This window comes from Treponema sp. C6A8 (assembly GCF_000619925.1).
Lineage (GTDB): Bacteria > Spirochaetota > Spirochaetia > Treponematales > Treponemataceae > Treponema_D.
The window spans coordinates 31,686-45,363 of the sequence record NZ_JHVB01000001.1; the positions used below are offsets into that span (position 1 = coordinate 31,686).

Consider the following 13,678-nt stretch of genomic DNA (forward strand, 5'->3'; position numbering starts at 1 on the left):
TTCTGGATTTAGCATGAATATAAGTTAAAAAAATTTGCAAGTAAAAATGTTTTTTTGTGATTTTTCATTAAGGAGTACATTTATGAAAAAGCATTTTTTTACATGCGCACTTTTTACTCTTGCCTTCCTTATTTTTTCCTGTGCAAACGGAATGAATTCATCTGACAATAATTCTTCCTCAACTCCAGCTCTGCCAACCGGTATTAATGCCAGAATGTCTTTTGTAAACGGTTATCTTTCTGCATGGATTGAAGATAATGGAAAAATTATAAGCGGCGAACAGTATGAAGATGAAGATGAGACAAAACCTCTTCTGAAATATCAGTGGTACAGATTGTCTGAAGATGAGGATGAGATTGATCAGCTGTTTTCTGAAAATTCATATTATGAATATGATGATCTGGATGATGAAAATCACATAATTTTGGCAAAAATTACCTATAAGGGAAATCAGTATGAGGTAAAATCTGAAAAACTTCTCGGCTGTTTAGACATGGATAATAGTGACATTAACGTTATCGATTTAGTTTGTGAGGAAGGTGACTACTTAGAGTCTGATGACCTTAAACTTCTGCATGCCTGGAAGGCTAATGATGAGGATGAAGAGGAATTAGATATTTCTGATATGTCGATTTCTTTTGCAAGGGTTTTCCGGGCAAGCAGTGAAAACGAAAATGTTTATACTGTTTCTCCTATTGATGATTTTTACTCGCCATACTCCGCTGAATGTCCTGTAATGATTACAAAACCAGGTTATTCCACATACATCTTAAATGTTTATGTTCTTGTAATTAAAAGCTTTGATGATAATGAAGTTCCAAAGCTTTCTAAATCTATTCAGAATATTACCAGAGGCTGCATTCGTCTTGAAGATACTGAGCTTGACCTTGAATATAAGTTTGGTAATGAATGGCTTCGCTATAGTTCGGGAAAGGAAATTCCTGTGACGTCTTCTGTTACGGAAATTTTAGTAAGAAAGGCTGCTGTCGGAAAAGAAGATGATGAAGTTTATATAGGTTACTCTGATGAACAGACAATTCCTGTAACAAAAGAAAATATTGGTGTTGATGTTTCAAAAATACCTCCTGTTACAATGTCTAATTTTGAAAGCTTCAACATTGATAACAGCGACATAAAGATTCTGAATATGGGAAACGGAGCTTTTTATGCCGCTTTAAGTAATCAGAATTTTACGGAAGAGAACATAACTTTCGAGTGGTATATTAATGACAGTTCTCCTGAAGGATTTTCCGGAGTTACTGTTTCCGGGGCAACCCTCCAGATTTCGCCTGATTCAGATATACCAAAGGGCACTGTTTATATAAGGGTAAAAGCCAGTTCAAAAGATACAGAAGGGCTTTTTTACTATAGTCAGTACAACTATTCATTTTAGGAGAAGCATATGACTAAAAAGATTTTTTTATTATCATCAATTATTTTTTCACTTTCTTTCTTTGCCTGCAACAATATGCTTGATACTCCTCTTGATACTTCTTCGCAGACAGAATCTGTCTCGTCTGACGGAAAAACATATATTTCTGCGGCAATCAATGATGACGGTTCCAGAACAGCTCTTCCTGTTCTTACAGAAAGAAATGCTTTTACTTACATAATTCTTAAGGGAAAAAAGGCTGGCAGTACAGAAGAAAAAATTCTTGGTTCATGGACAAGTGATGGAGCATCTTCATCTTCACCTTCAGCTTATTCTAAGATGGCTTCCGCTTCTATTGCCCTTGAGGCCGGAAGCTGGGATTTTTATCTTCGTGCATCAAAAGATGGAGCTGTTTCCTATGAGTCAAATATTAAAAACGTAACTCTTGCAAACGGTACCATAAGGCTTTTGAACTTTTATCTTGGCAGAAGTGATATTGTATTAACAGGTTCCGGAAAAATAGAGATTACGCTTAATTATGCCAATCCTACTGAAGAAGAAGATATAAAATCAGTATATGCTGCGTGTGAGCAGGAATCTGGAAACGGAGAATATGTAACTTCTATAGAAAAGCTTACAAAAAGCGGAGGAAATTATACTTTTACAAAAGATAATGTTCCTGCCGGTGTGTACTGCGTTACTTTTTTCTTTTATTCGGATAATGATCTCCGTAAAACAGATGATACATCAGCCTGGTGGAAAAACTGCATTGGTTACTGGAGGGAATACGCAATAGTTGCAGGTGGCCTTACTAGTATTTCTGAACAGACAGTTGAAAGTGTCGGAAGTCTTTTTCATCTTAAACTTTATGACAGCGACGGAAGCACAGAATTAACACCTACTGGTTCTGCCGGCTCTACTTTCCCAGTGACCTTTACACGCTTTTCATCAGAAATCAATCTTCCACTCGCAAAAGATGCCTGGGATACACTTTCTAATGAAGAAAAAGCAGAATATTTTTATGTTGAGAAACCAGGATATGATTTTGACGGCTGGTACACAAGTTCAGATTATTCTGGCGTACAGGCAGAAAGCGTTTCTGAAGGAACAATGAAGGACTGTGCTTTTTATGCAAAGTGGCTTAAAAAATGGACTTTGACATATAAATTGACTTCTGACAAAGAAGTGCCACTTTATGATGGTTATTCCTATAATCTTTGGGGAATTGAAGATCTGGATGAAGATGACAGACAGGCTGGAAAAATTCTTCTTGGCTGGACAAAAACTCAGAACTCTACTAAGCCGGATAAAAATTTTGAGGCCGGTGCATCTTTTAGTCCGGAAAGTGACCTTACGCTCTATCCTGTCTGGATTGAAATGCCCGCAACGACAATCCCTGTAATTGATGCATCTAAAGTAACGGCAGACACTGATGAGGAAAAAACTCGTAAAATTGCATTGTATCAGGATGAGGTTTTAAGGCTTGCTAAAACTAATGCCATCATGGATAAAAATTACGGTGAATATAAGCCTTATGTATCAACTGTTGACTCGGACGGAGACGGTCTTTATAACTGGGAAGAAGTTTATGTAACAATAACCAGCCCATGGCTCCGTGATACCGATGGTGACGGCTGGGATGATAAATATGAAATTACAACCTGGAACAAACAGTCTAACTCTTTTAATCCTCTTATTGCGGATCTTCCGCGGCTTAATGTAACAATTGAAAGTGCCCCATATTTTTCTTATAACTATACCACTACAAATGGTAAGACTTTAAGTGACAGCATAACAAGAAGTGAAAGCGGAACAATGGGACATTCTACCAATGCCACTCACTCTGAAACATCCGGCTATTCACGAACAGCTAATGTTAATGCTTCCTGGAATTCTAAGTGGGAAGTTAATCCTGCTGGTGGAAAACTTGAGCATGGATACAATACTGGCTTTGGTTATTCCCGTGCCTGGAATGGAAGTGACAGCTATAGCTTTTCAAAGGGCGAAAGTGAAAGCTATTCAAAGTCTGTATCAAACGGCCGTGTTAATACTACAAATGAGTCCCGCTCTATTACAGGTGGTTCTGTAAAATTTGCACTTAAATTTGAAAACCCGAGTGATATAGCCTATACCATTGGCAGTCTTGCTGTTGAAGCCTTCAGAAAACAGATTGGTGTTCCTTTTGGAGATAATGCTTCTCTTTACGTTCCTCTTGGTTCAATGAAAACGAATTCTTCTGTTTCAATGACTTTGCAGCCTCATTCATATTCTGGAATTATAAATTACGAAGTAACACTTAATCGTCAGCAGTATGAAGAACTTTTGCGTAATACAAGCGGTCTTGAAGTAAGTATTGCGGGATTTTCAATCAATTCAAAAGATACTCAGAAACGCACAACCGACTTCACAGATGCCTATACCAGTGTTTATCAGCTTACTTCCCGCATTTCAATTGACTATGGCCCTACTTACCTTTCTAAAAAACCTGAAATTTATAATGTAGCGGTAAAGTATAAGCCTAAGAAGTCTTCTTCAGGAACAGTTTCCGGGGCAATATATGAAGATGTTACTCTGCAGGATCTTTTAAATATTTGTGTTGGCGAAGGAAATTATAAAATTGAAAACGGAATCTTAAAAAGTATTTATGGTCTTTCAAATGCTTCGAAAGAAAAGGAAGGTTCCTGGTATGTTGATTACCGTTACTTTGACGGCGATGTGCAGAAAATGAAAATTGCAGGCCCTAAGGCAAATCTCACTGGAAAAACACTAAATGATATTACTTCTGTGGATGCAAAAACATCTTTTGGTATTTTCTATGATGTTGATGCTGACGGTGACAATGTTCCTCTTAAAATTGAAAAGGAATACGGCTCTTCAGATACTTCTAAAGATTCTGATGGAGATGGAATTTCGGATTATGAAGAAATCTACGGCTGGACACCATCTGAAAAAACAGGCAGAAGCTGGAAAAAAACAGATAGTGAAGATCATGCAAACGTATTAAACAAGATGATAAGTACCCGTCCTAATCTTGCGGATACTGACGGAGATGGCTGGAATGACGGTGAAGATGCTAATCCGATTGTTCCTCGTAAACTTGATGATTCAAGCTTAAGAAGTTTGTCCTACGCTTTTGGACTTGGTCAAACCGCTAAAAAGGTAGACAAGATTCCAGCTGCAAAATCAGGTTCGGCTGTATTTGGAAATCTGACAAATGCGGGTTCTTCAAAAATCTGGATTTCCGCCATTCCGACTCTTGTTACTTCAAAGGTTACTTACGCAATTGTGGAATCTCTGTCTGGAAAAATGCCTGAAAACATTCCAGCTGATGATCAATTTAAGGCAATTCCTGTTTATGGAATTGAACTGAAAAGAAACAAGACCTTTATTTATATCAGGGTTCTTGCACCGGACGGAGCATCAAAAACAACTTATACTCTTCCTGTTGAATCTCCTTATGTTGATATGGCTAATTTTACTTACAATACAAAGCCTTATGATACAGGGCTTACATTTGAAGCGGCTTTTAATTCTTATGAGGAACCAAGACATGGAAGTGATACAGCTGTAAAATATGCTTTCTATGCTACAAGCTCAGAGATTGCTGATGGTTTTTTGCCGAAGGGAGCTGATCTTACTGAGCTCAGAAATCCGGAAAAAGAAACTCCTGTAAGCAGTGAACTTCTAACCTCTATTTCTGCTGATGATATGAAAAAAGGCCGCTTTATGGTAAAAGGCTTTAAGCAGAGAACGAACTATAATATTGCAATCTTTGCATATTCTGGAACTGGTAATGATTTTTATATCAGACGGATTTGTAAGAAAGACAAGGTTGAGTTTGGTTATGCAAAAAAAGGTAAATTCAAGGTTTATCTGAACTGGATGCGGCTTGCCTGGGATCCAAATGCCTTCTGGAGTAAACCTGAATATATCTGGAATTTTAAAATGACTGGTGCAAATTCTGAACTGCTTAATAATGGAAAGCTTAGTGAAGTTACTTCGGATTTTTCACGTTCATTAAATATGGGAAGATATAACTGGTCCAGCTTCTCTGAGGATCAGTACAGGTATGGACGAAAGTATAAAGATGAATGTAGTCCAAAAAGCTGGGAAATTGAGTTTGACCAGTATGAGGATCTGGATATCAGGCTTAAAAAACAGATTTTCTATGAAACTGCAGAAGGACCTGATCAGCCTCTTACTATGAAAGATTATGTAATCAAATATGATAGTAAGAACAAAAAATGGACTATTAAGACAGATTGCCGGCAGTACACAAGGGGAAATAATTATAAACCTGGAACAGACCCTATGACTACAGCGGCTGATAAATACATGCTGTCGGCTTATGATGTTACTTTGACTCTTGATAAGCCGGATGGTCAGAAAGAGCTTGAAACCTACTATTCAGCCTGCAGCAGTGACAGTTCTGTAAGATGGGAGTACGGTGGCATGATTGTTAATGTTTCGTTTGAATGGACTGAATAAAAGATTTTATTTCTGTAGCTTAGGGGGCATTGTGTCAAATCTAAAGGTTATGTAAACTGAAATTGAGAGGGTTTATGAGGCGGCGGCAAAAATAAGGGGCATAAGTCTTGACCAGCTTATACCCCTTTTGAAAAGAAATTTTACAGATTTTCTTTGAAGAAAGTTTCCAATGCGGCTGCAGCTGCTTCTTCGTCGTCGCCTTCTACGCTGACGTTTACTACGTGGCCCTGTTTTGCGCCAAGACTCATAACGGCAATAAGGCGTTTTGCATCGGCTGTTTTTCCGTTGCATGTAAGAGTGATTTTTGAAGCAAAAGGTTTTGCTGCTTTTACAAGTTCTCCGCCCGGACGAGCGTGAATTCCAAGTGAATCTGTGATTGTGTAATCGAATGTTTTCATTAGGGGGTCTCCTCTTATTTTATATTTCTAATCCTGTCTCTTAAGGCAAGTATATGTGACGGCGAAACTGAAAGTTCGTCAATTCCCATATTTATAAAGGTCTCTGTAAGTTCAAGGTCTGCGCCAAGTTCTCCGCAGATTCCGACCCAGCAGCCGTGCTTGTGGCCGTTTTCTATTGTCATCTGGATTTCGCGCAAAACTGCCGGATGGTGAGGGTCATAAAAGCTTTCCAGCCGCGAGTTCTGGCGGTCGATTGCCAGCGTGTACTGGGTAAGGTCGTTTGTTCCAATAGAAAAGAAATCTACTTCCTGGGCAAGCTCTTCGCTCATCATAACTGCGGCCGGGGTTTCTATCATAATTCCCTGTTCAACATTTCCGTAAGGAATGTTTTCTTTGTTGAGGGAATAGCAGACATCCGAAGCGATTTTTTTAATGCGGCGAACTTCGTCCACGCTGATAATCATAGGGTACATGATTGCAAGGTTTCCAAAGGCGCTGGCACGGTAAATGGCACGAAGCTGAGTTTTGAAAAGGTCCGGGCGGTCAAGACAGATGCGGATAGCTCGGAAGCCCATTGCAGGGTTTTCTTCTTCATCAAGCTTAAAATAATCAGCCTGCTTGTCTGCTCCAATATCAAGAGTTCGGATAATCACCTTTTTGCCGTTCATCTTCTTTGCAACGTTTTTGTAGGCTACAAACTGTTCATCTTCGGTCGGGTAGGTGTGGCGGCCCAGGTAAAGGAATTCACTTCTGAAAAGACCGATTCCTTCGGCATCATTTTCAAGGGCTAAATCTGCGTCTGCAACCGAGCCTATGTTTGCATAAAGGTTGATTTTCTTTCCGCCCAGGGTGATGCTTTCTTTTCCTTTAAGATTCTGCAAAAGCTCTCGTTTGGAAAGAGCTTCCTTCTGAAGCTTTGTTTTTTCGGCAAGAGTTTCCTCATCCGGCTCTAAAATTACTTCGCCTGCAAAGCTGTCTACAATGCATTCTTTTCCGTTCCATTCTGAATCAATTACAACGCCTGTAATGGCAGGAATATTCATCGTGCGGGCAAGAATGGCTGTGTGCGACTGGGAAGAACCGAACTTTGTTACAAAGGCAAGGATTTTTGATTTATCAAGAGCTACGGTTTCTGCCGGTGTAAGGTCATCTGCATACAAAATGGCAGGAGCATCGGAATCAACATTTTCATCTTCGCCGCCGCAAAGAACTGTAACTACGCGGCGGGCAATGTCCTTAATATCTGCCGAGCGGGCCTTCATATATTCATCTTCCATTCCGGCAAAAATCTGACTGATACTTTCGCCGCTCTGGAAAACTGCGTATTCTGCGTTTGCTTTTTCGTCGCGGATTAATGAATAAACTGAATCTGTAAAATCATCATCGCCAATCAGCATGGACTGCACGTCAAAAATTGCTGCGGCTTCTTCTCCGACTTCTGTTTTTGCTTTCTGGTAAATTGCCTGAAGCTGGGCTACCGCTGTGTCGCGTGCCTTATTGTAGCGTTCAATTTCTGCTTCCGGGTTTTCAATAGGATGAAGACTTGTGTCGTAAACGACTTTCTTTAAGATTTTTACCGGGCCGATTGCAATGCCCTTGTAAATTGATTTTCCATTATACCTTTTCATACCGTCTGTGCTCCTGAATAAGAGGTGTATTTTTCCAGTTCTGCCCGGGGATTGATTTTCAACCGAGGTCACAGTCCGGTAATTTATGCGTACTTACGCTTTTATGTTATTTTAGCACGGGAAGATTTTGACTGCAAGATATTTTTATAAAAATTTGACGGACTTTGAATGATTTTGAAAGATTTTTGATATAGCAAAAAATTATTTGACAGAAATAAAGGTCTGCCACAATAATTAATTTGTAATTTAAGAAAGATTGTTACGGACAAAGCCGGCAAAACTTTTTACCAATTTCATACGAAAAGGGGTAATGGGTTTTGCCTTTTTTCATTTCAGGAGGTTCTATATGAACAAATATGATGGTCTTGCCCGTATCATCATTCAGAATGTTGGTGGAAAAGCTAATATTTCCAGTGTAACACATTGTGTAACCCGCCTTCGCTTTAAGCTTAAGGACGAAAGCAAGGCTCAGACAGAAATCCTTAAGGATACAGACGGAATCGTTAATATCCTTAAAGCCGGCGGCCAGTATCAGGTTGTAATCGGTCAGCACGTAGCTGATGTTTATGACGCTGTAATTTCTGTCGGTCATCTTGAAAATCTTGCAGAAATCCAGTCTGACGGCCCTGCAGAAAAACAGAATGCTTTCAACGCCTTTGTTGGAATTGTAACCGGCGTATTTACTCCCTTCCTGGGCGTACTTTCTGCCTGCGGTATCATAAAGGGTATTCTTGCCCTCTGCAGCGCAACCGGCTGGCTCAATCCTGCAGGAGGAACCTATAACTTCCTCATGGCAATCGGCGATTCAGCCTTCCTTTTTATGCCTGTTATTCTTGGCTTCACAGCAGCTAAAAAATTCAAGCTCCCTGAACTTGAAGGAATTGCTCTTGGTTTGATCCTTACTTATCCGGAATTGAAATTCCTTGCTCCTGCCGGCGCCCTTGCAAAAGACGCTTTGAGTCTTTTCAATATTCCGGTATTGTGGCCAGCTGCAGGTTACACAAGTTCTGTAATTCCAATCATTTGTGCCGTGGCCTTTGCTGCCTGGTTTGAAAGACTTTTCAAAGACCACGTGCCTAATGCCTGCAAAATTTTTGCAGTGCCTCTTATCACTTTGATTGTAACAAGCTGTCTTACTTTCTGGGTAATCGGCCCGGTTTCATCACTTCTTTCTACAATTCTTTCAAAGTTCTTTACTACAATTTCTGCAATCAGCCCTGTTTTGACAGGACTTTTGATTGGTTTCTTCTGGCAGATTTTAGTAATGTTTGGACTTCACTGGTCACTCGTTCCTCTTGCAATACTGAACTTTACAATGCTCAACGCTGGACAGGGACCTGGAGATACAATCCTTGTTGCTATGTTCGGAACAACTTTTGCCCAGACTGGTGCTGTAATCGGTATCATGCTTAAGACAAAAGATCAGAAGCTTAAATCACTTTGTCCTCCTGCAATCATTTCTGGTATTGCGGGTGTAACTGAACCAGCTATTTACGGTGTTACTTTGCCTAAAAAAGCTCCATTCTTCCGCACCTGTGGAATTGCCGCTGTAGCCGGTGCTGTTTTGTGTGCTCTCGGCGTTGTTGGAACAGGTATGGCCGGAATGGGCGTATTCGGATATCCTGCTTACATCGGAACTGCTGCTTCTGCTAAATACGGTCTTGCAGAAGGAAGCGTTTCAAAAATGGTTATTGCAATTGTTGTTTCTTTGATTTGTGTTGTAGTCGGAATGATTTCTGAATTGATTTTCTATAAAGACGGCGCTCCTGCAAAAAAACAGGCTGTAAAGGCTGATGCTTCAAGCGTAAATGTTGATTCACCTTTGTCTGGAAAAGTTGTTGAACTTACTTCTGTAAAGGACGAAGCTTTTGCAAGCCAGACTCTTGGTAAGGGCTGCGCAATTCTTCCTTCTGTGGGCGTAGTAAAGGCTCCTTGTGACGGAACTGTTTCAGTTCTTCCTGATACAAAGCATGCAATCGGGCTTACAAGTGCAGGCGGCGCTGACATTCTTATTCACGTGGGAATGAACACTGTTGAGCTTGGCGGAAAGAACTTTACTGCAAAGGTAAGCGAAGGCCAGAAGGTAAGTAAAGGCGATGAGCTTCTGGTATTTGATATTGATGCAATTAAGGCTGCCGGTTACGATATCACAACTCCGGTAATCATCAGTAATGCAGACAACTATGCAAACGTAGATGTCCTGGCTGAGGTCGGGGCAAATGTTGCTGCAGGCGACGCGCTGATTGCAGCTTCAAATATGTAAAAATTCTATAGCCACAGATGGGACACAGATTATCGCAGATTATTTTTATCTGTGTCTTATCTGTGTGTATCTGTGGCTAATTTGAATGGGAGAATATTTTATGAAAGGATATAAAATGCCCGAGGGCTTTTTGTGGGGCGGCGCTACAGCCGCTAACCAGTGTGAAGGCGCCTGGCAGGAAGGCGGACGAGGTCTTGCAAACGTAGACCTTATCCCTTATGGAAAAGGCCGCTTTCCTGTAATGGCAGGAAAAATGCGCATGCTGGAATGTGACTCAGAACATCTCTATCCGAGTCATGAAGCAATTGATATGTACCATCATTATAAGGAAGACATCAGGCTTTTTGCTGAAATGGGCTTTAAGTGCTACCGTCTTTCCATTGCGTGGACAAGAATTTTTCCAAATGGTGATGAGAAAGAGCCTAATGAAGCAGGCTTAAAATTCTATGATGACCTTTTTGATGAGTGCCATAAATACGGAATTGAGCCACTTGTAACTCTGGTTCACTTTGATGCGCCGGTTGGTCTTATCAAAAAGTTTGGAAGCTGGAAAAACCGCGAAATGGTAAACTGCTTTGAGCGTTATGCAAGAACTGTTCTTACCCGCTATAAGGATAAGGTAAAATACTGGCTTACTTTCAACGAAATTAATATGCTTCTCCATCTTCCTTTTATGGGTGCCGGAATCCTTTTTGAAGAAGGCGAAGATGAAGATACTGTAAAATACACAGCCGCTCACCACGAACTGCTTGCCAGCGCCCTTGCCGTAAAGATTGCTCACGAAGTAAATCCAAAAATGAAGGTTGGCTGTATGCTGGCTGCCGGTCAGTTCTATCCATATTCCTGCCGTCCGGAAGATATGTGGGCTTCTGTTTGTGATGACCGCAAAAATTACTTCTTTATTGACGTTCAGAGCCGGGGTGAATACCCATGCTATGCAAAAAAAGAGCTTGAGCGAAAGGGAATTAAGATTCCTCTTCTTGCAGGCGATGAAAAAATCCTTAAGGAAGGAACCGTTGACTTTATCAGCTTCAGTTACTATTCAAGCCGTGTAAGTGCCCATCCGGATACTCCTGCTGACCGCACGACAGGAAACGCAATCATCATTGGAATTAAAAATCCTCACCTCAAGGCATCTGACTGGGGCTGGCTGATTGACCCTCAGGGCTTGAGAATCACAATGAACGTGCTTTATGACCGCTATCAGAAGCCGCTTTTCATAGTAGAAAACGGACTTGGTACCAATGATAAGGTGGAGTCAGACGGCAGCGTAATTGATGACGACCGTGTTGCCTATATGAGCGCCCACATCCTGGAAATGGAAAAAGCCGTTGTAGAAGACGGAATTCCTCTTATGGGCTATACTATGTGGGGCCCGATTGATATTGTAAGCGCAAGTACCGGCGAAATGAAAAAACGCTACGGCTTTATCCGTGTAAATAAAGACGATCAGGGCGGCGGAGATCTTTCGCGCTCTAAAAAGAAATCGTTTGAATGGTATAAGGAAGTTATTGCCTCAAACGGTGAAAATTTATAGGACATTTTTTTTATGAAACTTATTTTCTTAGATGTAGACGGAACACTTATTCCTTTCGGCGGTTATATGCCTCCGGCTTCGGCTCTTGAGGCAGTAAAAAGCGCTCAGAAAAAAGGACATAAGGTTTTTCTTAATACCGGACGCTGCAGATGCGAGGTACACAAGGAGCTTACAGATATTGGCTTTGACGGCATAATCTGTTCAAACTCGCTCTACATCGAAGAAAATAATCAGAAACTCTACCAGAAGGATATTCCTGAAGAGGGGGTAAAACGCCTTGCGGAATGCCTTCTGGCAGAAAAGGTGGGATTTTTCTTTGAAGGACAGAAATCTGTAAAAGCCGTAAGCCTTTATTTTGAACAGATGGCTCAAAAATTCGGCGATAAGGCTTTGCGAGACCTTAAAAAAGGTTTTCCTTCAATCAAAGAATCCGACCTTTCCTATGACGGCGTCGCTAAAATCAACTTTATCACAAAGCCCGGCGCCTATGAAAAGCTGAAAAAAGAATTCGGAGAGGAATTTCAGATAAATCACTGGTCATTTTTAGGTGATGACAAAGGAATGGGAGAAATTACCCTGAAAGAAGCCAGCAAGGCAGAAGGCGTCCGCTTTATGGCAGAAAGGCTTGGCGTTAATATCGAAGATACCTGTGCTTTTGGTGATACCCGGGGCGACCTTTCAATGATAAAATTCAGCGGAACCGGTGTTGCAATGGGAAATGCCGAAAAGGAGCTGAAAGACGCTGCCGATTTTATTGCAGATGATATAGAAAATGACGGCTTATATAAAGCTTTTGAAAAATTAGGTTTATTAGATTAAAATGGTTTTGTAGGTTTTGTGATGAAGATTTTAAAGGTTTTAAACAATAACGCTGTTGTCTGCGCCGGAAAAGACGGAAAAGAAACAATCGCCATGGGCCGTGGAATTGCCTTTCAGCAGAAGGCCGGCAACGAGCTTGATGAAGGAAAAATCGAAAAGACTTTTGTCCTTCAGACAGAAGAAAAAAGCAGCCGTTTCCAGAAGTTTATTAAAGATATTCCTATGGAAGATGTTTTTCTTGCAGAAAAAATCATTTCTCATGCACAGGTTTCGGCCTCAAAAGAATTTGACGACAGCATCTACATCACCCTTACAGACCATTTGAGCGGCGCCCTTGAGCGTATGCGTTCTAATATTTCAGTTACAAATCCTCTTACAAGTTCAATCAAGACTTTTTATCCGAAAGAATTTCAGATGGGAAGTGATGCCATAAAAATTATCAAGGATGAAACTGGCATTCAGCTTTCAACTGATGAAGCGGCATTTTTTACCATGCACTTTGTAACCGCAGAACTTGGAAATTCTGAAATGGAATTCAGCGGTGTTCTGAATTTTGTTCAGGAAATCAGTAATATTGCAAAAGACTCTCTTTTAAATCCTGTCAGCGAATCATCAGTTTCATGGCAGCGCTTTTTGACCCATCTTTCCTTTTTTGCCCAGCGACTTATGACCGGCAAGGAAAGCGAAGACAAGGATTCTCCTCTTTATGATTCAGTATCAAACGCCTATCCAAAGGCCCGTTCCTGTGTTGAAAAAATCTCCCGCTGGGTTTTGGACAAATACAACCACAACGTAAACCGCGAAGAAAGAACCTATCTTATGATTCACGTAAACCGCCTTCACGAAGAGTGCGGAGCTAAATGATGTGGTCTTCCACTGTCTGCCTCACCGCGGGAATGCTTGTGGGGGGCACAAAAAACATTGTCCGCATAATTAACTGTTTTACACGGGTTCACATTCAGGTTCGCGACCTTGAAAAAATTACAGAAGAAACGAAGGCGCGGCTGGGAAAACTTCCGATGGTGAAGGGGATTTTGATTCGCGGGGATGAAATTCAGCTGATAATCGGCGTAGAAGCAGTCCAGATTACAAAAGATTTGAATAAACATCTGGGTTTTTACAATGACAAAACTTCTATTATATAGTAAAATATTATACCTATCTTTTGAAAAC

Annotated in this window: 9 protein-coding genes; 7 read left to right on the forward strand and 2 right to left on the reverse strand. The window is 40.8% G+C overall.

The window, feature by feature from the left end; genetic code table 11:
* The first annotated feature begins 82 nt into the window (after window positions 1-82).
* Together T530_RS0100160 and T530_RS0100165 are read left to right on the forward strand one after the other, a co-directional pair.
* Window positions 83-1,393, forward strand: coding sequence for a hypothetical protein (locus tag T530_RS0100160; RefSeq protein WP_027727261.1), 1,311 nt, complete (start codon window positions 83-85; stop codon window positions 1,391-1,393).
* Between the two features lie 9 nt (window positions 1,394-1,402).
* Window positions 1,403-5,860: a hypothetical protein gene (locus tag T530_RS0100165; protein ID WP_027727262.1), complete on the forward strand. Its 4,458-nt coding sequence runs from the start codon at window positions 1,403-1,405 to the stop codon at window positions 5,858-5,860.
* 140 nt (window positions 5,861-6,000) lie between these two features.
* Here the strand turns inward: T530_RS0100165 and T530_RS0100170 are convergent, their stop codons facing one another.
* Window positions 6,001-6,258, reverse strand: a complete 258-nt coding sequence (locus T530_RS0100170) for an HPr family phosphocarrier protein (RefSeq protein ID WP_027727263.1) — start codon at window positions 6,256-6,258, stop codon at window positions 6,001-6,003.
* A 14-nt stretch (window positions 6,259-6,272) separates the two neighbouring features.
* Window positions 6,273-7,886 carry a phosphoenolpyruvate--protein phosphotransferase gene (gene ptsP / locus T530_RS0100175; RefSeq protein ID WP_027727264.1) on the reverse strand — a complete coding sequence of 538 codons (1,614 nt, stop codon included), beginning with the start codon at window positions 7,884-7,886 and terminating at the stop codon, window positions 6,273-6,275.
* Window positions 7,887-8,232: 346 nt separating this feature from the next.
* Here ptsP and T530_RS0100180 point away from each other — a divergent pair, with 346 nt between their 5' ends.
* From T530_RS0100180 to T530_RS0100200, 5 genes are all read left to right on the forward strand, one after another.
* Window positions 8,233-10,149, forward strand: coding sequence for a glucose PTS transporter subunit IIA (locus tag T530_RS0100180; RefSeq protein ID WP_027727265.1), 1,917 nt, complete (start codon window positions 8,233-8,235; stop codon window positions 10,147-10,149).
* 100 nt (window positions 10,150-10,249) lie between these two features.
* Window positions 10,250-11,686, forward strand: a complete 1,437-nt coding sequence (locus T530_RS0100185) for a 6-phospho-beta-glucosidase (RefSeq protein WP_027727266.1) — start codon at window positions 10,250-10,252, stop codon at window positions 11,684-11,686.
* 12 nt (window positions 11,687-11,698) lie between these two features.
* Complete coding sequence (locus T530_RS0100190; protein ID WP_027727267.1) at window positions 11,699-12,505, forward strand: Cof-type HAD-IIB family hydrolase; 807 nt, start codon at window positions 11,699-11,701, stop codon at window positions 12,503-12,505.
* A 21-nt stretch (window positions 12,506-12,526) separates the two neighbouring features.
* Entirely contained in the window at window positions 12,527-13,369 is an 843-nt protein-coding gene (licT, locus tag T530_RS0100195; protein WP_027727268.1) for a BglG family transcription antiterminator LicT, read from the forward strand.
* The gene (locus T530_RS0100200; protein WP_038073188.1) at window positions 13,366-13,650 is read left to right on the forward strand and encodes a PTS transporter subunit EIIB; all 285 of its coding nucleotides are present in this window, start codon (window positions 13,366-13,368) and stop codon (window positions 13,648-13,650) included. Before licT ends, T530_RS0100200 begins: the two co-directional genes overlap by 4 nt.
* Window positions 13,651-13,678 lie beyond the last annotated feature (28 nt).